The organism is Nocardioides sp. J9 (assembly GCF_007829375.1).
In the GTDB taxonomy this organism is placed as follows: domain Bacteria; phylum Actinomycetota; class Actinomycetes; order Propionibacteriales; family Nocardioidaceae; genus Nocardioides.
In genome coordinates, this window is record NZ_VLJQ01000088.1 from 77,945 (window position 1) to 97,446 (window position 19,502).

A 19,502-nucleotide genomic window follows, 5' to 3' on the forward strand; every position below is an offset into this window, starting at 1 on the left:
TCAGTCCATCTCCATGTTGGCGTAGGGGTCGAGGTTCTTCGGGACCAGGCTCGGCACGACCGGGCGGCTGCGCGGCGGGTTCTTGAACCAGTACTCGATGTGGCGCTGGTACTTCATCGTCACGGCCTTCATCCGGAAGATGCCGATGTTCTCGTCGGAGACCTTCGACAGCGCGGAGATGTTGGACGAGCCGTTCATCGTCCAGTAGGCGCGCTTGTCGTCACCGATCACACCGTTGACCGTCCACGCCTTGAGGTGGAAGTACTTGTCGAAGACCTTGTCGCCGTTGACGTCGGAGACCAGGTGCTTCATCGGGACGGGGCCACGCTTGCCACCCTTGTTGAGCAGGATCTTGCGGGTGCTGACGCCCAGCACGGTGTAGCCGATCTTGACGTCGCATCCGGCGCGCCACAGGTTCCGCAGCCGGGTGGCGACCTTGTCGGCCCACGCGCCGCGCATCACGTCGGGCGCGGAGCGGATGACGGTGCGCCCACTGGAGGTGTTCACGGCGCCGCTGCACTTGACCTTGTTGAGCGTGCCGAGCAGCGGGTCGTTGGGTGTCGTGGTGTTGACCTTGTCCTTGATCCGCGGCGCGAAGTAGAGGTCGAAGTTGGCGGAGCGGTAGCCCTCCCAGGTGGGCGCGACGTTCCTGTCCTGCCACATCTGCATGTGGATGCGCCGGGCGAAGTCGTAGACGCCCTTGCGGTTGACGTAGGTGTAGATGTCGTTCCACTGGTTGTTGGCCGAGGCCTGCGTCAGGTTGGCCGAGCCCTGGATCAGCACGTGCTTGGTCTTGCCGACTGCGGAGAACAGGAAGAACTTGGCGTGCGAGGACGCGGTGTTGCCCCGGCGGCACGCGCCCTGGCAGGTCTTGGCGTAGCTGCGCTTGTCCTTGCGGACGTTGTGCTTCTTGTTGAAGGCGGCAAGGCCGGAGCGGAGGCGCTTGAAGCTGGGGTTGGCGACCTGCGTGAGGTTGGTGTTGTCCATCAGCACTATCACGCGCACCCCGCGGTGCTGCGCGCGGAGCAGCTCGGTGGCCGCGGTGTCCGACATGATGTTCCAGGACATGATCCGGATCTCTTCGCCGGCCGGCGTCTTCCGGATCGCACCGAGGATCTTGTTGACGATCTTCTGCTTGGCAGCCTTGGTGCCGGTGGCGGAGTTGAACGTCACGCCGCCGGAGAAGGCGCAGGTGCGCGTCTTCAGCCAGCAGTCGTACTTGCCCTTCTTCGCCTTCGCCAGCACCGGCGGCGCCGTGTCGGCGACGGCCGGGCTGTCAGCGACGGCCGGGCTGTCCGCGACGAGCGGACTGGCTGAGGACGGCACCACCTGGCTGAGCGGCAGGAACAGCATGACGGCGACAAGCACCGGGAGCAGGCGACGCACGACTCAGCAACCTCCGATGGTCCGTTCGGGTACCGGGATGGCAACTCCATGGCTGCCCGAAGGGCCGGACCGGGCCCTCCCACGCCCGCCACCCTAACTCACTGTGACTGGTGGGACCGTCATCCCCGGCAGATGGCGACCTGCTCGGTGTACTCCTCCGAGTCCGCCAGCGGAGTCTCGCCACCGGCGATCCGGCCGCCGCGAACGGCCCAGAACCGGTCGTCGTACCGCACCAGCGCCTGGCCCGACGAGCAGCCGAGGCGGTCCGGCTTGACCAGCGCACCGTCCTGCGCGCAGCCCTTGTAGCCGCGCGGCAACGTCGCGCCGGCCGACCAGACGTCGGCGCACTCGGGGGTGCCGGCGGGGACCTGCTCGGCCACCGGGGACTCCGAGGCGGCGTCGCTCGACGACTCGGTCGCGCTGGGCGACGTGGAGTCGTCGGCAGTGCCGCTGTCGTCCGACCCGCAACCCGCCAGCAGCAGCGTGGCGGCGGCCGCGAGGCCCGCCCACGCCGTCATCCGTGCACCCATGCGGCAAGGGTAGACCCTCTGCCGGGGCGGCAGCCCGGAGTTGGCCCACTCCGACGGTAGCGTTGTCCGACGTGAGCTCCACCCCCTCCCGCGTGTTCGCGGCCAGGCTGGTCGGACTCCCGATCTTCGACCCCCAGGGCGACCAGGTCGGGAAGGTCCGCGACCTCGTCGTCGCCATGCGCACCGAGGGGACGCAGCCGCGCGTGCTCGGGATGGTGGCCGAGGTCTTCGGCCGGCGCCGGATCTTCGTGCCGATGACACGGGTGACCAACATCGACAGCGGCCACGTCTACACGACCGGCCTGCTGAACATGCGCCGCTTCGAGCAGCGCTCCACCGAGACCCTCGTCATCGGGCAGATGCTCGACCGCCAGGTGACGATCAAGGACTCCGGCATCACCGGCACCGTGTACGACGTGGCGATGGAGCCGGCCCGCAACCGGGACTGGGTGCTCAGCCGGGTCGCCGTGCGGGAGCCGTCGAAGGGCTTCCGCCGTCGCGGCCAGACCCACGTGGTCGAGTGGCGCGACGTGATCGGCCTGACCCGCACCGACGAGGCGCAGGGCGCGACCCACCTGATCGCCGCGCTCAACGAGATGCGCCCGGCCGACGCCGCCAACATCCTCCACGACCTGCCGCCGGACCGACGGACCGCCGTGGCGCTCGCGCTCGACGACGAGCGCCTCGCCGACGTCCTCGAGGAGATGCCTGACAAGGACCAGGTCGAGATCCTCAAGCGGCTCGACTCCGAGCGTGCGGCCGACGTCCTCGAGGAGATGTCGGCCGACGACGCCGCCGACCTGGTGCGGGACCTGCCGCCGGAGACCGCCGAGATCCTGCTCGAGCTGATGGAGCCCGAGGAGGCGGAGGACGTGCGCCGGCTGATGTCCTACGTCGAGGACACCGCCGGCGGCATGATGACGCCGGAGCCGGTGATCCTCGGCCCGGACGCGACGATCGCCGACGCCCTCGCGCACGTGCGCAACCCCGACCTGACGCCCGCGCTGGCGGCGCTGGTCTACGTCTGCCGCCCGCCGCTGGAGACCCCCACCGGCAAGCTCGTCGGCGTGGCGCACATCCAGCGGCTGCTGCGCGAGCCCCCGTCCACGCTCGTCGCGGGCGCCCTCGACGACTCCCTCGAGCCGCTGCGCGCGGAGGCGAGCATCGACGAGGTCGCGGCGCACCTGGCGACGTACAACCTGGTCGCCGCGCCCGTGGTCGACGAGAACGGCCGCCTGATCGGCGCGGTCACCGTCGACGACCTGCTCGACCACATGCTGCCGGCCAACTGGCGCGACCGGGCCCGGGCGAGGGGGCCCCGATGAGCGACACCCACCGCAGCCGCGAGCGGCTGGACACGCCGAGGGAGGAGCGCCGCCCGTGGTTCCGGCGGCGCCCCGAGCGCGAGGACACCTTCGGCGTCTTCGCCGAGCAGTTCGCCCGGTTCATGGGCACCGCACGCTTCCTCATCTACATGACGCTCTTCGTGGCGCTGTGGATCGTGTGGAACACGATGGCCCCCGAGGGCCTGCGCTTCGACAAGTACGCCTTCATCTTCCTGACGCTGATGCTGAGCCTGCAGGCGTCGTACGCCGCCCCGCTGATCCTGCTCGCGCAGAACCGCCAGGAGGCGCGCGACCGGGTGATCGCCGAGCAGGACCGACAGGCTGACGCCCGGGCGCACGCCGACATGGAGTTCCTCGCCCGCGAGGTCGCGTCGCTGCGCATGGCGATGGGCGAGGTGGCCACCCGCGACTACCTGCGCTCCGAGCTGCGCTCCCTGCTCGCCGAGCTCGACGAGCGGGCGGAGGAACGCGCCGGGGACCGTGCGACGTCTCACGAGGACGCCGACGACCGCGCGCAGCCGCCCACGACCTAGACTCGGCCGACGTGAGCAGCGTGCAGCAGTCCCCGTCCGTCGAGCAGGTCATGACGGCCCTGAGCCGGGTCAACGACCCGGAGATCAAGCGGCCCATCACCGAGCTCGGCATGGTCGACTCCGTCGACATCGCGCCGGGCGACGGCGGCTCGGTCGTCAGCGTCAAGGCGCTGCTGACGGTGGCCGGCTGCCCGCTCAAGGACACGATCACCCGCGACGTCACCGCAGCCGTCTCCGCCGTGCCCGGCGTGACCGGCGTCGAGGTCGAGCTGGGCGTGATGAGCGCCGAGCAGCGCCAGGGCCTCCACGAGACCCTGCGTGGCGGCCAGGCCCAGCGCGAGATCCCGTTCGCCCAGCCCGGCTCGCTGACCAAGGTGTTCGCCATCGCGTCCGGCAAGGGCGGCGTCGGCAAGTCGTCGGTGACCGTCAACCTCGCGCTCGCCCTGGCCCGCGCCGGCCGCAAGGTCGGCGTGGTCGACGCCGACATCTACGGCCACTCGGTGCCCGCCATGCTCGGCGTCGCCGACTCGCGCCCGACCCAGGTCGAGGACCTGATCATGCCGGTCCCGACGGCGTCCGGCGTCTCGGTCATCTCGATCGGCATGCTCAAGCCGCGCCGCGACCAGGTCGTCGCCTGGCGCGGCCCGATGCTGGACCGGGCCCTGGTGCAGATGCTCGCCGACGTCTACTGGGGTGACCTCGACGTCCTGCTGCTCGACCTGCCGCCGGGCACCGGCGACGTCGCGATCTCGCTCGGCCAGCACCTGCCGGGCGCCGAGGTGGTCGTGGTGACCACGCCGCAGGAGGCCGCCGCCGAGGTCGCCGAGCGCGCCGGGACGATGGCCTCGATGATGCACCAGCGGGTCGTCGGCGTCGTCGAGAACATGAGCTACCTCCCCTGCCCGCACTGCACGGCGGAGGGCAAGGACCACAAGCTGGAGATCTTCGGCGCGGGCGGCGGCGAGCGCGTCGCCGAGACGCTGTCCCAGCGCTTCGGGTACGACGTGCCGCTGCTCGGTCGCGTCCCCCTCGACGTGTCGCTGCGCGAGGGCGGCGACGCCGGCAAGCCGATCGTCGAGTCCGACCCGACCTCCGCCTCCGCGTCCGCGCTGACCGCGATCGCCGACCGCCTCGACGGCCGCACCCGCGGCCTGGCCGGCCTGCAGCTCGGCCTGACCCCCACCAGCAAGTTCTGACCCGGGCCGACCAGGCGACACGGGCAGCTCAGGCGACGCAGGCGAGACGGGGCGGGCACGCGCGATGTTCGGGATCGGCTTCGGCGAGCTGGTGGTCATCGCCTTCCTCGCCGTGCTGGTGTTCGGCCCGGACAAGCTGCCCGAGCTCGCCCAGCAGGCGGGCCGCTTCCTGCGCCAGCTGCGCCGGTTCGCGACGAGCGCCCGCGACGAGCTGCGCGCCGAGCTCGGCCCGGAGTACGCCGACCTCGAGCTGACCGACCTCGACCCCCGCGCGATCGTCCGCAAGCACATCGCCGAGGCGATGGCCGAGCTCGACGAGCTCGAGGACGTCATCCGCGAGGACCCGGCCGACGTCGTCCACCACGAGCCGCTGGCGGAGGGCGAGCTCCCTCCGTTCGACGTCGACGCGACCTGACGACTGCAGGAATCCCCGCTCAGCCGGGGATTCCTGCGCTTGTCGGCCGTTGCAACGGTCGACAAGCGCGAGAAACCGTCACCAGGTTCGCGACTGCGCGGCGGCCAGCGCCGTGAAGGCGACCAGGACGGTACGCCGCTCCTCGCCCTCGACGAGCTCGCAGAAGTCCGCGCCGACGCGGCGCAGCACGCCCTCGTGACGGGTGCCGTCGCGCAGGTGAAGGACGCACTCCTCCCCCGCCTCGGCGATCCGGCGCAGCGCCGAGCCGAGCCCGAGCCGGGTCAGCGGCGACCAGGCGACCTCGGGGACGGAGCGCACGGACGCACCCTCGACGGTCGCGACCGCGCCGGTGGCGACCACCCAGTCGTGGTCGCCGGCGGAGAGCAGCAGCCAGCCGTCAGCGACCCGCTCCAGCGTGCCGGCGACGCGGCCGGCCCCGGTGATCCCGAGCGTGACGGAGGTCCCCGCGCTCGCCATCAGCCGGCTGGCGAGGGTGACCTGCTGGTACTCCGCACGGGCGCGGTCGGCGACCTCGGCGCTCCGCTCGGCGGCGTGGAGGGCGCTGGCCTGGTCCTCGAGGTCGTCGAAGAGCGCGAACAGCTCGTCCTCCCAGCCCATGGGGCCACCCTCGCACGCCGTCGGCAAGCTGGCCGCCGCAGGCTGTGGAAGACTGATTGACGAAGCCGGCCAATCAGGCGCATGCTGACGCAAACGCAAGCAAACGCAAAGGTCCTCGGGATGCGTGGTGCGACGACGAGCGTCCGGCAGCGGGCGGCGGCGCTGTGGCTGGCGGTGACGGCCGCGGTGACGGCGGCGCTCGCGCTCGTCGGCCCCGCGGCGGCGCGTCCGCTCCGGGAGCCCTCCGACGCCGAGTTCGCCGACCTGGTGGTCGCCGCCTGCGGCGCCGCCGCGGTCGTTGCAAGCCTCCTGCTCTGGACGAGTGCCACGGACGTCGCGTGGAGCCTGCTGCGCGCCCCGGGCGGCACCGGCCCCGGCGGGCGTCGGGTCGGACCCGTCCGGACCGCCCTGCTCGCCCTGTGCGGGGTCGCCGGCGTCGCCGTCACCGCGGCACCGGCGACCGCGGGCGGCGGCGACGTGCCGGCGCCCGGCCTGGCCGGCCTGCCGCTGCCCGACCGCGCGAACGGAACGGACCAGCCCCGCCACACCCCTCGGGCCGCCGACCACGCCGACCACGCCGACCACGCCGGCCACACCGTCCGGGTCCGTCCCGGCGACAGCCTGTGGTCGATCTCCGCCCGCGTCCTCGGCCCCGCCGCGACGGCGGGCGCCGGGGGGCCGGACTGGCAGCGGCTGCACGCGCGCAACGCCTCCACCATCGGCGTCGACCCCGACGTCATCCACCCGGGGCAGCAGCTCCGGCTCCCACCGAGTGAACGCTGACAGGAGACCACGATGACGGCAGCACCTTCCGCCCTCGGCCACCGCGAGGCCGTGCCGGTCGCGGCGACCCAGGGCACCCTCGCGCTCGCCCTGCTCCCCCGCCAGGCACCGCCGGTCGCCGCCCCGCCCCGCCGCCCGGGTGCCGCCGTGGTGTCGATCGACCGCCGGCTGCGCCGCACGATCGAGGAGTGGACGCACCGCTTCGCGCAGGCCGTCGTCGAGATCGTCGGCGGCGACCGCCCGGTGTCCCAGCTCGTGCGGTGGACCACCCCGGATGTGTACGCCGACCTCCGACTGCGCGCCCACCTCGTCGCGCGCGCAGGCGGCCACCAGCCCGGGCTGGCGCAGGTGCAGGCGGTGCGGCCGAAGGTGCACAGCGTGCACGCCTGCTTCGTCACCGACCGCGTCGTCGAGTGCGGCATCCACGTCCGCCACGGCGAGCGGTCCCGGGCCCTCGCTGCCCGCTTCGAGCGCACCGGGCAGCGCTGGGTCTGCACGGCCCTCGACTTCTCCTGACCGCCCGCCCCGACGGCCGGGCTGCCGCGTCGGACGAACGCGACTCTTGTTCACGTGTGACCTGCGTCACTACTGTCCGTCCATGATCCGTGCACTCGTGGCCTCGCTGGCCGCCCTCGGCGCGACGCTCGTCGCCCCGCTCACCGCGTCCCCCGCCCACGCCGACGGACCCGGGGTCGGCAGCCCGTGGGTCGTCTCCGTCGGCGACTCCTACATCTCCGGCGAGGCCGGCCGCTGGGCCGGCTCGTCCAACAGCAGCAGCGCCCGCGCCGACGCCCTCGGCCCGACGGCCTACTACGACAACGCGAGCGGGACCGGCGAGGCGATCAACCGCTGCCACCGCTCGCGCAGCGCCGAGATCCACATCGGCGGCGGGGTGAACAGCCTCAACCTGGCCTGCTCCGGGGCGAAGGCCGCCACCGCGACCGGCTCGGAGTTCAAGCCCGGCCTCGACTTCTACAGCGGCAGCCAGGGCGTGGGCCAGGCCCGCGCCCTGCAGACCTTCGCCACCACCCACAACGTGCGGATGGTGGTCGTCTCGATCGGCGGCAACGACTTCAACTTCGCCGGCATCGTCCAGCAGTGCGTCCAGGACTTCCTGCTGTCGCCGTCGTGGTGGAAGGACTACTGCTACGACGACAGCAGCGTGACCAGCAACTTCACCACGAGCAACGTCACCACCGTCCGCACCCGGATCGCGAACGCCCTGCTCAACGTCCGCACCGCGATGCGCAACGCCGGCTACGCCGACGGACAGTGGACGATGCTCGTGCAGACCTACCCCTCGCCGATCCCCACCGGCTCGGGCCTGCGCTACAGCCAGAGCGGCTACACGCGGCAGAGCACCGGCGGGTGCGGCTTCTGGAACGCCGACGCCGACTGGGCCAACAACACCGCGCTGCCGAAGATCAACGGCACCGTCACCAGCGCGATCAGCCAGGCCGGCGTCACCAACGCGAAGGTGCTGGACCTGGCCCGCGCGCTCAACGGCCGCCGGTTGTGCGAGAGCGGCGTCGGCCTCTACGAGGAGGTCGGCATCGCGAGCTGGACCTCGCCGGGTGCGGTCGACCGCACCGAGTGGGTCAACCAGATCCGCACGGTCACCACCATCGGGAACAGCCCCTACTACATCCAGGAGTCGCTGCACCCGAACTACTGGGGCCAGCTCGCCGTGCGCAGCTGCGTCCGCCAGGCGTGGAACGGCGGGTCGCCCCGCGGCGGCACCTGCGTCCGCTCCGCCAACGGCCTGCTGAACGGCGAGCCGCGGATGGCGCTCAACTAGCACTCGACTAGTCCGTCCGGCGCCACCCGGCGTTTCCCGGACGCACGACGCCCCCTCCCGGACCCGGGAGGGGGCGTCGTCGCGTCCTGCAGGTGCGCAGCCGGCTCAGCTGACCCGCGCGGTGGTCCCGGTGGGACCGCCGGGGGCGCCGTGGCACCGCTTGAACTTCTTGCCGGAGCCGCAGGGGCACAGCGCGTTGCGGCCCACGTCGGCGTACTCGTCGCCCGCGTTGGTCACGGTGCCGCCGCCGCGGACCTCCTCGTGCCCGGTCTCGTCGGGCGCCGAGTAGGCGAGGTTCTGCGGCTGCTTCGGGGTGTCGAGTCCCTTGGCGCGGACCTTCGGCCGCGCCGCGCCGCCGTCGAGCTCACCGGCGATCTTGTCGAGGCTGACGCCACCCTGGACGACGCCGACCGGGGGCTCGGCGAACGCGCCCTCGTGCATCGGACCGGCGTGACGGCTGCCGTCGGCGTGGTAGTGGAACTCCTCCTCTTCCTCCTCGACCTGGACCTCCAGGTTGAAGAGGAAGCCGACGGTCTCCTCCTTGATGCCGTCCATCATCGCGGCGAACATGTCGTAGCCCTCGCGCTGGTACTCGACCAGCGGGTCGCGCTGCGAGTACGCGCGGAGGTAGATGCCCTCACGGAGGTAGTCCATCTCGTAGAGGTGCTCGCGCCACTTGCGGTCGAGCACGGAGAGCAGCACGCGGCGCTCGAGCTCGCGGGCGACCTCCTCGCCGACCTCCTCCTCGCGACGGTCGTAGGCCGCGTGGGCGTCGGCCTTGAGCGCCTCGATCAGGTCCCGCTTCTCCAGCGCGGCCTGCGAGCCGGCGTCCTCGACCAGGTCCTTCCACGAGATCGAGACCGGCCAGAACTGCTTGAGGTCGGTCCACAGCTGCTCGAGGTCCCACTCCTCGGAGAACTCGTCGAGCGCGCCGTTGACGTAGCCGGCGACGACGTCGTCGATGAACCCGCGGATCTGCTCCTCGAGGTCGACGCCCTCGAGGACCTCACGACGCTCGGCGTAGATCACCTTGCGCTGGCGGTCCATGACGTCGTCGTACTTGAGGACGTTCTTGCGGGACTCGAAGTTCTGCGACTCGACCTGGCTCTGCGCGTTGGCGATCGCGTTCGTGACCCGCTTGTTCTCGATCGGGACGTCGTCCGGGATCTTGAGCAGCAGCAGCACCCGGTCGACCCAGTCGGACTTGAACAGCCGCATCAGCTCGTCCTGGAGGGACAGGTAGAAGCGGCTCTCGCCCGGGTCGCCCTGGCGACCGGAACGACCGCGGAGCTGGTTGTCGATGCGGCGGGACTCGTGGCGCTCGGTGCCGATCACGTAGAGGCCGCCGAGCTCCTTGACCTCGTCGTGCTCGCGCGAGACCTGGTCCTTGAACCGCTCGACCATGGCCGGCCACGCGGCGTCGTACTCCTCCGCGGTCTCGCCGGTCGGCTCGAGGCCCTGCTTGCGCAGCTCCTGGTCGGCGAGGAACTCGTAGGAGCCACCGAGCATGATGTCGGTGCCTCGACCGGCCATGTTGGTCGCGACGGTGACCGCGCCCTTGTGACCGGCGAGCGCGACGATCTTCGCCTCCTCGGCGTGGACCTTCGCGTTGAGGACCGAGTGCGGGATGCCGCGCTTCTTGAGCAGGTTGGAGAGGTACTCCGACTTCTCGACCGACACCGTGCCGACGAGGATCGGCTGGCCCTTGGCGTGCCGCTCGGCGATGTCCTCGGCGACGGCCTCGTACTTCGCCTCCTCGGTGCGGTAGACGAGGTCGGGCTGGTCCTTGCGGAGCATCGGCTTGTTGGTCGGGATCGGGACCACGCCGAGGTTGTAGATCTTGTCGAACTCCGACGCCTCGGTGAGCGCCGTACCGGTCATGCCGGAGAGCTTCTCGTAGAGGCGGAAGTAGTTCTGCAGGGTGATGGTGGCGAGGGTCTGGTACTCCTCGCGGACCTTCACGCCCTCCTTGGCCTCGATGGCCTGGTGGAGGCCGTCGTTGTAGCGGCGGCCGGCCAGCATGCGGCCGGTGTGCTCGTCGACGATGAGCACCTCGCCCTCCATGACGACGTACTCCTTGTCGTTCCGGAACAGCTCCTTGGCCTTGATGGAGTTGTGCAGGAACGAGATCAGCGGAGTGTTCGCCGACTCGTAGAGGTTCTCGATGCCGAGGTGGTCCTCGACCTTGGTGATGCCCGCCTCGAGGACCGAGATCGTCCGCTTCTTCTCGTCGACCTCGTAGTCGACGTCGCGGGTGAGCTTCTGCGCGATCTTGGCGAACTCGGCGTACCACTTCACCTCGTCCTGGGTCGGGCCGCTGATGATCAGCGGGGTCCGGGCCTCGTCGATGAGGATCGAGTCGACCTCGTCGACGATGGCGAAGTTGTGGCCGCGCTGCACGCACTCCTCCAGCGAGGAGGCCATGTTGTCGCGCAGGTAGTCGAAGCCCAGCTCGTTGTTCGTGCCGTAGGTGATGTCGCACGCGTACGCCGCACGGCGCTCGGCCGGGCGCATGCTCGGCAGGATCACGCCGACGGACAGGCCGAGGAAGTGGTGGACGCGGCCCATCATCTCGGACTGGAACTTGGCCAGGTAGTCGTTGACGGTGACGACGTGGACGCCCTTGCCCTCGAGGGCGTTGAGGTACGCCGGGAGCGTCGAGACGAGGGTCTTGCCCTCACCGGTCTTCATCTCGGCGATGTTGCCCATGTGCAGCGCGGCGCCGCCCATGACCTGCACGTCGAAGTGGCGCTGGCCGAGCACGCGGCGCGCGGCCTCGCGGACCGTCGCGAACGCCTCGGGCATGATGTCGTCGAGCGTCTCGCCGTCCTCGAGGCGCTTGCGGAACTCGTCCGTCATGCCCTGCAGCTCGGCGTCGGACATCGCCTTGAAGTCGTCCTCGATGGCGTTGACCGCCTTGGCGATCCCCTCGAGCTGGCGGAGGATCTTGCCCTCCCCGATGCGGAGGAGCTTGTCGATGATCACAGGCACCCCGCCACTCTACCGAGCGGTCGTCACTCGCCCGATTCCCGGCGCCGGTCGTACTCCGCGAAGGCCTCCGCCCGCTCCCGCTCGATCTTGGCGCCGAGGCGCCAGGCGGTGATCCAGAGCACGGCGAACACGCCGCCGACGAAGTACATCAGCGGGGCCAGCAGGCCCAGGGCGATCGCGGCCGGCTGGAGCAGGTGCCCGAGCAGGTAGGCCTGGGGACGGCGCAGCGCCCCGGCGACCAGCACGCACAGCAGGGCCAGGCCCAGGCCGAGCGACAGCGCGAGCGCCGGGTCGACGTCGGAGAGGGTGATCATCACCGGTGTGGACAGCCCGACGGCGATCGCCTCGAGGGTGAGCACGGCGGCGCACATGCTGCGCCGCGGCGACTTGGTGCGCTCCGGGTCCAGGGCCGGGTCCACGGCAGGGTCCACGGCAGGGTCCACGGCGGGATCTGCGGCAGGGTCCACGGCAGGGTCCACGGCGGGATCTGCGGCAGGGTCCGGCTGCTGGTCCTGCTGGCTCACTTGCGACCTCCCAGGAGCGCGCGGGCCTCGCCCACGGTGACGACGGAACCGGTGACCAGCACCGCCCCGGAGCTGAGCGCGTCCGAGCCGGCTGCCTCCGCACGCGCGGCGGCCTCGTCGATGGCGTCCGCGAGCCGGGGCACGACGCTGACCCGGTCCTCCCCGAACACCTCCCGGGCGGTCTCGGCCAGCTGGTCGGCGGGCATGGCGCGGGCGGTGGAGTTCTGGGTCACCACGACGTGGGCCAGGTGGGGCTCGAACGCCGCGAGCAGGCCCTCGGCGTCCTTGTCACCCATGACCCCGACCACGCCGACGAGCGGGTCGAACTGGAAGGAGTCGTCGAGCGCGGCGGCGGTGGCCTCGGCGCCGTGCGGGTTGTGCGCGGCGTCGAGCACGATGGTGGGGCTGCGGCGCACGACCTCGAGCCGGCCCGGCGAGGTCATCTCGGCGAACGCCCCGCGCACCACGTCGTCGCCGAGCGGCTCGTCGCCGCCGACGAACGCCTCGACGGCAGCGAGGGCGGTGGCGGCGTTCTGCGCCTGGTGGGCGCCGTAGAGCGGGAGGAAGACGTCGTCGTACCGGCCGCGCAGGCCCTGGAGGGTGACGACCTGGCCGCCGACGGCGGCCGCGCGGGTCACGACGCCGAACTCGAGGCCCTCGCGGGCGACGGTCGCGCCGACCTCGGCGATCCGCTCGAGCAGGACGGGTGCGACCTCGGCGCTCTGCTGGGCCAGCACGGCGACCGAGCCGGGCTTGATGATGCCGGCCTTCTCGCGGGCGATCGCGGCGGCGGTGCCGCCGAGGTAGTTGGCGTGGTCGACCGCGATCGGGGTGACCACCGCGACGTCGGCCTCGATCACGTTGGTGGCGTCCCAGGAGCCGCCCATGCCGACCTCGACGACGGCGACGTCGACGGGCGCGTCGGCGAACGCGGCGTAGGCCATGCCGACGACGGTCTCGAAGAAGCTGAGCGGGTGGGCCTCGGCCTCGTCGACGAGGTGCGTGTACGGCGCCACGTCGTTGAAGGCGCGGACGAAGGCCTCGTCGTCCAGGGGCTCGCCGTCGATGCTGATCCGCTCGGCCATCCGCTCGACGTGCGGGCTGGTGAACCGGCCGGTGCGCAGGTCGAGGGCGCGCAGCAGGCCGTCGATCATCCGGGAGGTCGACGTCTTGCCGTTGGTGCCGGTCAGGTGGATCGACCGGTAGGCGCGCTGCGGGTCACCCAGCAGCTCGGTGAACGCCTGGATCCGGTCCAGGGAGGGCTCGAGCCGGGTCTCCGGCCACCGGGACAGCAGCGCGTCCTCGGCCTCGGCGACGGTCTCGGCAGGGCGCGCGGCAGGCTCAGTCATGGCGCGGAGAGTCTATGTTGTCCGCTCGGGAGGGAGGGAAAGCATGACGACTGGTCGACGGGTCCGGGTGCTCGCCGCCGGCGCGCTGGCCGTGGCGGTCGCGCTCGCCGGCTGCAGCAGCGACGGCGACGGCACGCCGCAGGCAGGCCCGAGCACAGCGCCGACGTCGTCGGACGCTCCCCTCATCCCGGAGCCGACGGAGGTGCCGACCGAGCTCCCGGAGGACCTGCTCGTCGGCGAGATGCAGGACCTCGCGAAGCTCGCCGAGCGGTTGGCCCAGCAGCTGCCGGCGCCGGTGGTCGTCGCCGGCGGCAGCGAGCAGTGGCGCGCCGGGGTCGCCTACCGCGGCTACTTCGCCGACCCGGACGTGGTGCGCGCGAACGGCCGCTGGTACGCCTACGCCACCAACACCGCCGGCCTGCGGCTGCCGACCCTGGTCTCGCGCGACCTGGTGACGTGGACCCCGCTCACCGACGGGGCAGGCCAGGCGGTCGACCCGCTGCAGCCGGCCGGCTGGGTGCGCTCGCGCGGTCGCGGCAAGAGCCTGTGGGCGCCGGGCGTCGACAAGGTGGGCAACGGCTGGACAGCGGCGTACGCCGCCCCGGCCGGCACCAGCGGCGGCGAGCGGCACAACTGCATCGGGCTCTCCCGCGGCCCCTCCCCCGCCGGCCCGTTCCGGCCGGTCGGTGAGCCGCTCTGCTACGGCCAGGCCCAGCTCGGCGTGATCGACCCCGACGTGTTCGTCGACGAGACCGGGGTCCCGTGGTTGCTGTGGAAGTTCTCCGGTGTGGTGAACCGGCGCCCCGCGGGGTTGTTCATCCGCCAGCTCAACCGCGACGGCACCGGTTTCGCCGAGGGCTCCGAAACCCGCGAGCTGCTCACCCTCTCCGAGCGATGGGAGGGCGACACCATCGAGAACCCGTCGATGGTGCAGTTCCGCGGGGTGACCTACCTCTTCTACTCCGGCAGCTCGTGGGAGCGGGCCGACTACGCCACCGGCTACGCGATCTGCGCCGGCCCGCAGGGGCCGTGCGTACGGCAGAACCAGGGCCTGCCGCTGCTGTCGACGGCCACGACCGGTCACCCCGGGCCGGGCGGGGCGTCGGCGATCGTCACCGGCAAGTCGCTGCGCCTCGTCTACCACGCCTGGGACCGGGTCGGCGGGCTGCGCCGCCTCCACGTCGCTGGGCTGTGGCAGCGCGAGGACGGGACGCTCGAGGTCGTCCACCCGGGCTGAGCGGACTGAGCCGGGCTAGGGCCGCGGGGACTCGCCGCGGGCCCGCTCGACGAGCATCCGCATCCACCCGGCGACCTGCCTCATGGCGGGCTCCGCGGCGTCGAAGACCGTCACGTGCCGCCAGTAGCCGTGGACCTGGCCGAGGTAGCGGGTGCCGACGACCTCGACTCCGGCCTCGGCCAGCAGGTGGACGAGGTGCTCGCCCTCGTCGCGCAGCGGGTCGTGCTCGGCGGTCGTGACCAGCGTCGGCGGCAGGGTGTGGAGCTTCCCGGACAGCAGCGGCGCGAGGTCCGGGTCGGTCAGGTCCGCCGGCGAGGCGGCGTACTGCTCCCAGAACCAGGCGGCCTCGGCAGGGTCGAAGCCCTCGGCGGCGGTGCGGTAGGAGTCGAAGGACGCCGCCGGGTCGAGGAACGGGTAGATCAGCGCGACGCCGGTGAACCGGCCCGGGTGGCGCAGCGCGGCGACGAGGGCGAGGTTGCCGCCCGCGCTGTCGCCGTGGGAGAAGGTCGGCAGGTCGGCGAGCCCGGGCTGGGTGTCCAGCCACCCGATCGCGGCGGACAGGTCGTCCGGCGCCGCCGGGAACCGGTGCTCGGGCGGGCGGCGGTAGTCGACGCTCAGCACGGCGACCCGGGCGATCGTCGCGAAGCGGCGCACCGCCGCGTCGTGGACCTGCACGTCGTTGAGGACGAAGCCGCCGCCGTGCGCGTGCACGACCACCGCGTCGTACCCCTCCGGCAGGTAGAGGCGGGCCGGCACACCGCCGGCGTCCACGTCGCGCACCTCGGCGACCGGGACCTTCTCCAGCTTCGCCGCCTCGGCCCGGTCCTGCTGACGCGCGGCCGCGATGTCGTAGTCGGGGTCGGTCACGGGCATCTCGCCGGCGGACGCCTCCACGGCGCGCCGGGCCTGGGGGTGCAGGGCCATGCCCGCCACGGTAGTGGTCAGGTGATGGCGAGCTGGACGGTGTCGACGACCGGCTCGAAGCCCAGGGCCCGGTAGAGCTTGTTGGACGTCGGGTTGGCCTGGTCGGTGAACAAGGTGACCCGGTCGCCGCGGTCGGCGAGCCGGCGGCACACCTCGGCGACGGCGGCGCCGCCCCAACCCCGGCCGCGGTCCACAGCAGGCGTGTAGACCGGGCCGATGCGGCTGACGCCGTGCGCGGGCGGATTCGCACCCGTCAGGTGCACCGGGCGGTCGTCCTCGTCGACCCAGAACCACAGCACGCCGTCGCCGATGCACCGCTGCACGTCGTCGAGGGAGAAGGCCGTCGCCTCCGTGAGGTGCCCGGCCGCGCGGCCGGCCTGGGCGTCGGCGTCGCGGAAGAACTGCCGGATCCACCCCAGCGCCAGGTCCGCCTCGTCGGGACGCACGTCGCGCAGCCGCCCGGGGACGGGACGGGGGTCGACGAGGGTGCGCAGCTCGAAGAGCCGGTTGTGCAGGTGCACCTCGACGTGGCGCCCGGTCGCGTCGGCGACGGCTGCGGCGAACACGTCGGCGGCCGGGCGCAGGCCGCCGACGCCGGCGACGTCGGCGCCGCGGTCCAGCACCGCCCGCGCCAGCGCGGTGGCCGCGGCGTCCGGCATCGCGAGGAGGTACGGCGGCCACGGCTCGAACGGCGCGGTGCGCATCGCGAGCCCGGCGACCGAGCCGTCCGCACCGGACACGACCGCGAACCACGCGTCAGGCACTCCCGGGGGAAGCCCGTGGCGGGCGCAGCGCCGGGCCATGGAGGCGACCACGGTGGCGGTCACGGGGTCCCGGGCCAGCTCCTCCCCGGCGCGGGCGAGGAAGGTGTCCGCGTCGGTGGTGAACCACACGTCGTACGCACTGCCGGCGGGGTCCGTGGGAGCCGGTGCCGTCGGAGCCATGCCAGATCGTCGCCCGGGCGCGGGCGGGCCCTCAACCGGTTTTCGGCTCCAGCTTGTAGTGCAGGCGCATCGCGGTGGCGCCCCACATCCGCAGCACGTGGTCGGTGCGCAGCACCCCGTGGTCGTCGACGTGGACGTGGAAGCTCTCGTGGACCGGCGCACGGGAGGCGTGGGTCCGGCCGCCGTCGGCGACGACCACGTAGGCGCCGTCGGCACCGAACCCGCCCGGCGGCGACTCGAGGCGGAGGGAGCCGTCGGGCTGGACCTCCGGGCGCAGGAAGACCTGGACGTTGCCGGACTCGAGCGGGAAGGCGACGTGCACCGAGGGCCGGTCGGCGCCCGGCAGGGCACGCGTGGAGTAGCAGCCGCTGAAGACGAACTCCCCCGTGGCGCGCAGCGTGCGCAGCCAGCCGGCCGCGACCTGGCCGCCGGCGCCGTCGCGGATGACAGCGACGCGGGAGTCCATGCCGTGGGCGACGTCGAGCGGGCGCGTCGGGAGCGCGAGCTGCTCGACCCGCTTGCCGAAGAGGCGCGAGACGAGCTCGCCCGCCGGCCACGCCCACGGCGCCCACGCGCTCCACACCTCGACGTGCCAGTCCGAGGTGTGCTCGTAGAAGGCGCGCACCTGCGGCAGCAGGTCGGCGGCCCGGAAGCCGGGTCCGTCGAGCTCGGCCATCGAGGCCAGCAGCCCGGCACCGGGGGTCGCCTCGTCGACGTACCCGCCGTGCCGCTCGGCCTCGGCCGCCAGCCAGCGGTCCCGGACGACCGGTCCGGCGCTGCTCGGGGCCCGCAGCCAGGCGTGCTCGCCGGCCAGGTCGACCGGTCGGCCGGCGGCCCGCCAGAACTTCCGGGTGCCGAGGTCGGCGAGCGGGCCGAGCATCAGCCGCCCAGCCGGGCGAGCTCCTCGTCGACCACCGAGGCGTCGAGCTTGGTGAAGACCGGCGTCGGCTTGGCGACCGGCCGGCCCACCTCGACCGGCTGCCGGCCCCAGGCGGGCACGGCGGTGTAGTCGCCGGTGATCACGGGGTAGGACCGCGACGGGTCGTCGAGGTCGGTGACGTCCTCGATCCGCGGCATCGGCGCGACCGCGCCGGCCCCGCCGAACGCCTTGTCGACCTCGTTGGCCGAGAACGGCAGGAACGGGCTGAGCACCACGTTGAGGTCGGCCACGCACTGCGCCATGACGTGCAGGACCGTGCCGAGGCGATCGCTGTCCTCCTTGATCTTCCACGGCTCGGTGTCGGAGACGTACTTGTTCACCTCGGCGACCGCCCGCATCGCCTCGCCGATGGCCTGCTTCTGGCGGKGGCGGCCGATGAGGTCGCCGACGACGCCGAAGGCGGCCTCGGTCGCGTCGAGGACGGCCTGATCCTCGGCGGTGAGCTCGCCGGCCGGCGGGATCTCGCCGAAGTTCCTGGCGATCAGGTTGGCGGTGCGGTTGACCAGGTTGCCCCAGCCGGCGACCAGCTCGTCGTTGGTACGACGGACGAACTCGGCCCACGTGAAGTCGGAGTCCTGGTTCTCCGGGCCGGCGGCGGCGACGAAGTAGCGGAAGGCGTCGGGCTGGTACCGGGCCAGCAGGTCGCGCACGTAGATGACGACCTTCTTCGACGAGGAGAACTTCCTGCCCTCCATCGTCAGGAACTCGCTGGACACGACCTCGGTCGGCAGGTTGAGCACGCCGTACTCCCGCGGCTCGCCGCCCTTCGACCCGCGGCCGGCGTAGGCCAGCAGCTCGGCGGGCCAGATCTGGGAGTGGAAGGTGATGTTGTCCTTGCCCATGAAGTAGTACGACAGGGCCTCCGGGTCGTTCCACCACTCGCGCCACGCGTCGGGGTTGCCGCTGCGGCGGGCCCACTCGATCGACGCCGAGAGGTAGCCGATGACGGCATCGAACCAGACGTAGAGCTTCTTGGTGGGGTTCTCGCGCCAGCCGTCGAGGGGGACGGCGATGCCCCAGTCGATGTCGCGGGTCATCGCCCGCGGGCGGATCTCCTCGAGGATGTTCTTCGAGAAGCGGATGACGTTGGGCCGCCACAGCCCGGTCGCCTCGCGGCCGTCGAGCCACTCGGTGAGCGCCTCGGCGAGCGCCGGCAGGTCGAGGAAGAAGTGCTGGGTCTCGATGAACTCCGGCTTCTCGCCGTTGATCTTCGAGCGCGGGTCGACGAGGTCGTGCGGGTCCAGCTGGTTGCCGCAGTTGTCGCACTGGTCACCGCGCGCGCCGTCGTACCCGCAGATCGGGCAGGTGCCCTCGATGTAGCGGTCGGGCAGGGTGCGCCCGGTCGACGGGGAGATGGCGCCGTAGGTCGTCTGCTCGACGAAGTAGCCGTTCTCGTAGACGCCCAGGAACAGCTCCTGCACGACCGCGTGGTGGTTGCGCGTGGTGGTGCGGGTGTAGAGGTCGTAGCTGACGCCGAGCCCGACGAGGTCCTCGACGATGAGCCGGTGGTTCTTGTCGGCGAGCTCCTGCGGGGTCATCCCCGCCTCGTCGGCCGCGATCAGGATCGGCGTGCCGTGCTCGTCGGAGCCGGAGACCATGAGGACGTCGTTGCCCGCCATCCGCTGGTACCGGCTGAACACGTCGGAGGGCACGCCGAAACCGGCCACGTGGCCGATGTGGCGCGGCCCGTTCGCGTAGGGCCAGGCGACAGCGGAGAGGACATGCGTCATGGTCGAATCCTATTGACCCGGCGCCGGGGCCGCGCACCCGGCGCGGGCGCGAGGAAAGCACAGCCCCGGAATGACGGGCCCGGAGGTTTCGAGGCTCGGCGCCGGGGCGCCTCGCACCTCAACCACCGGAGCGACGCTCGGACCGCGGGGCGAGGCCTGCCGCCAGGCGGAGGCAGGTCCTCCCCGAGCCAACCGCGGGCGCGGCAGCGCGGCGCCCGCGGCGCCAGCCGCGTCGACGGATGCCCGCGGGCCGAGCGC

At 72.3% G+C, this 19,502-nt stretch carries 18 protein-coding genes; 8 read left to right on the forward strand and 10 right to left on the reverse strand.

What is annotated here, in order from left to right:
• Complete coding sequence (locus L615_RS15180; RefSeq protein WP_028657333.1) at window positions 1–1,386, reverse strand: phospholipase D-like domain-containing protein; 1,386 nt, start codon at window positions 1,384–1,386, stop codon at window positions 1–3.
• Between the two features lie 119 nt (window positions 1,387–1,505).
• Window positions 1,506–1,916, reverse strand: coding sequence for a hypothetical protein (locus tag L615_RS23410; RefSeq protein WP_186449883.1), 411 nt, complete (start codon window positions 1,914–1,916; stop codon window positions 1,506–1,508).
• Window positions 1,917–1,987: 71 nt separating this feature from the next.
• Here L615_RS23410 and L615_RS15190 point away from each other — a divergent pair, with 71 nt between their 5' ends.
• From L615_RS15190 to L615_RS15205, 4 genes are all read left to right on the forward strand, one after another.
• On the forward strand, window positions 1,988–3,241 hold the full coding sequence (locus L615_RS15190) for a magnesium transporter MgtE N-terminal domain-containing protein (RefSeq protein ID WP_028657335.1): 1,254 nt from the start codon (window positions 1,988–1,990) through the stop codon (window positions 3,239–3,241).
• Complete coding sequence (locus L615_RS15195; RefSeq protein WP_145725614.1) at window positions 3,238–3,795, forward strand: DUF1003 domain-containing protein; 558 nt, start codon at window positions 3,238–3,240, stop codon at window positions 3,793–3,795. The genes L615_RS15190 and L615_RS15195 overlap by 4 nt, the downstream gene beginning before the upstream one ends.
• Before the next feature lie 50 nt (window positions 3,796–3,845).
• Window positions 3,846–4,991, forward strand: a complete 1,146-nt coding sequence (locus tag L615_RS15200) for an Mrp/NBP35 family ATP-binding protein (RefSeq protein WP_036519564.1) — start codon at window positions 3,846–3,848, stop codon at window positions 4,989–4,991.
• A gap of 64 nt (window positions 4,992–5,055) precedes the next feature.
• Window positions 5,056–5,406, forward strand: a complete 351-nt coding sequence (locus L615_RS15205; RefSeq protein WP_145725615.1) for a sec-independent translocase — start codon at window positions 5,056–5,058, stop codon at window positions 5,404–5,406.
• A gap of 78 nt (window positions 5,407–5,484) precedes the next feature.
• Here the strand turns inward: L615_RS15205 and L615_RS15210 are convergent, their stop codons facing one another.
• The gene (locus L615_RS15210; RefSeq protein ID WP_028657339.1) at window positions 5,485–6,024 is read right to left on the reverse strand and encodes a hypothetical protein; all 540 of its coding nucleotides are present in this window, start codon (window positions 6,022–6,024) and stop codon (window positions 5,485–5,487) included.
• A 120-nt stretch (window positions 6,025–6,144) separates the two neighbouring features.
• On the opposite strand from L615_RS15210, the gene L615_RS15215 reads away from it, so the two are divergent.
• From L615_RS15215 to L615_RS15225, 3 genes are all read left to right on the forward strand, one after another.
• On the forward strand, window positions 6,145–6,807 hold the full coding sequence (locus tag L615_RS15215) for a LysM peptidoglycan-binding domain-containing protein (protein ID WP_186449884.1): 663 nt from the start codon (window positions 6,145–6,147) through the stop codon (window positions 6,805–6,807).
• Between the two features lie 12 nt (window positions 6,808–6,819).
• Window positions 6,820–7,323 carry an Rv3235 family protein gene (locus L615_RS15220; RefSeq protein WP_051486313.1) on the forward strand — a complete coding sequence of 168 codons (504 nt, stop codon included), beginning with the start codon at window positions 6,820–6,822 and terminating at the stop codon, window positions 7,321–7,323.
• 82 nt (window positions 7,324–7,405) lie between these two features.
• Entirely contained in the window at window positions 7,406–8,605 is a 1,200-nt protein-coding gene (locus L615_RS15225; protein WP_145725617.1) for a hypothetical protein, read from the forward strand.
• Between the two features lie 105 nt (window positions 8,606–8,710).
• Here the strand turns inward: L615_RS15225 and secA are convergent, their stop codons facing one another.
• From secA to L615_RS15240, 3 genes are all read right to left on the reverse strand, one after another.
• Entirely contained in the window at window positions 8,711–11,596 is a 2,886-nt protein-coding gene (gene secA, locus L615_RS15230; RefSeq protein ID WP_145725618.1) for a preprotein translocase subunit SecA, read from the reverse strand.
• 23 nt (window positions 11,597–11,619) lie between these two features.
• Window positions 11,620–12,027, reverse strand: a complete 408-nt coding sequence (locus L615_RS15235) for a DUF4233 domain-containing protein (RefSeq protein WP_261376718.1) — start codon at window positions 12,025–12,027, stop codon at window positions 11,620–11,622.
• A gap of 89 nt (window positions 12,028–12,116) precedes the next feature.
• Entirely contained in the window at window positions 12,117–13,469 is a 1,353-nt protein-coding gene (locus L615_RS15240) for a folylpolyglutamate synthase/dihydrofolate synthase family protein (protein ID WP_145725619.1), read from the reverse strand.
• Between the two features lie 43 nt (window positions 13,470–13,512).
• Between L615_RS15240 and L615_RS15245 the strand changes: the two genes are divergently transcribed.
• A complete protein-coding gene (locus tag L615_RS15245) occupies window positions 13,513–14,706 on the forward strand; it encodes a glycoside hydrolase family 43 protein (RefSeq protein WP_186449885.1) in 1,194 nt (397 codons plus the stop codon).
• Window positions 14,707–14,721: 15 nt separating this feature from the next.
• On the opposite strand, the gene L615_RS15250 is transcribed toward L615_RS15245, so the two are convergent.
• Genes L615_RS15250 through metG form a run of 4 tightly spaced genes read right to left on the reverse strand, consistent with a single transcriptional unit; the run spans window position 14,722 to window position 19,244 of the window.
• Window positions 14,722–15,630, reverse strand: a complete 909-nt coding sequence (locus L615_RS15250) for an alpha/beta hydrolase (protein WP_051486314.1) — start codon at window positions 15,628–15,630, stop codon at window positions 14,722–14,724.
• Window positions 15,631–15,647: 17 nt separating this feature from the next.
• Complete coding sequence (locus L615_RS15255) at window positions 15,648–16,574, reverse strand: GNAT family N-acetyltransferase (RefSeq protein ID WP_145725621.1); 927 nt, start codon at window positions 16,572–16,574, stop codon at window positions 15,648–15,650.
• 31 nt (window positions 16,575–16,605) lie between these two features.
• Entirely contained in the window at window positions 16,606–17,454 is an 849-nt protein-coding gene (locus L615_RS15260; protein ID WP_036519517.1) for a hypothetical protein, read from the reverse strand.
• Entirely contained in the window at window positions 17,454–19,244 is a 1,791-nt protein-coding gene (gene metG / locus L615_RS15265) for a methionine--tRNA ligase (protein WP_145725622.1), read from the reverse strand. The genes L615_RS15260 and metG overlap by 1 nt, the downstream gene beginning before the upstream one ends.
• Window positions 19,245–19,502: the final 258 nt, after the last annotated feature.

Excerpts from the sequence above, each read along its gene's own strand:
- L615_RS15245 (WP_186449885.1), top strand. The coding sequence starts at position 13,513 with ATGACGACTGGTCGACGGGTCCGGGTGCTCGCCGCCGGCGCGCTGGCC.
- L615_RS15240 (WP_145725619.1), bottom strand. The coding sequence starts at position 13,469 with ATGACTGAGCCTGCCGCGCGCCCTGCCGAGACCGTCGCCGAGGCCGAG.
- L615_RS23410 (WP_186449883.1), bottom strand. The coding sequence starts at position 1,916 with ATGGGTGCACGGATGACGGCGTGGGCGGGCCTCGCGGCCGCCGCCACG.
- L615_RS15220 (WP_051486313.1), top strand. The coding sequence starts at position 6,820 with ATGACGGCAGCACCTTCCGCCCTCGGCCACCGCGAGGCCGTGCCGGTC.
- L615_RS15200 (WP_036519564.1), top strand. The coding sequence starts at position 3,846 with ATGACGGCCCTGAGCCGGGTCAACGACCCGGAGATCAAGCGGCCCATC.
- L615_RS15215 (WP_186449884.1), top strand. The coding sequence starts at position 6,145 with ATGCGTGGTGCGACGACGAGCGTCCGGCAGCGGGCGGCGGCGCTGTGG.
- L615_RS15250 (WP_051486314.1), bottom strand. The coding sequence starts at position 15,630 with ATGGCCCTGCACCCCCAGGCCCGGCGCGCCGTGGAGGCGTCCGCCGGC.
- L615_RS15205 (WP_145725615.1), top strand. The coding sequence starts at position 5,056 with ATGTTCGGGATCGGCTTCGGCGAGCTGGTGGTCATCGCCTTCCTCGCC.
- L615_RS15260 (WP_036519517.1), bottom strand. The coding sequence starts at position 17,454 with ATGCTCGGCCCGCTCGCCGACCTCGGCACCCGGAAGTTCTGGCGGGCC.
- L615_RS15225 (WP_145725617.1), top strand. The coding sequence starts at position 7,406 with ATGATCCGTGCACTCGTGGCCTCGCTGGCCGCCCTCGGCGCGACGCTC.
- L615_RS15210 (WP_028657339.1), bottom strand. The coding sequence starts at position 6,024 with ATGGGCTGGGAGGACGAGCTGTTCGCGCTCTTCGACGACCTCGAGGAC.
- L615_RS15255 (WP_145725621.1), bottom strand. The coding sequence starts at position 16,574 with ATGGCTCCGACGGCACCGGCTCCCACGGACCCCGCCGGCAGTGCGTAC.
- L615_RS15195 (WP_145725614.1), top strand. The coding sequence starts at position 3,238 with ATGAGCGACACCCACCGCAGCCGCGAGCGGCTGGACACGCCGAGGGAG.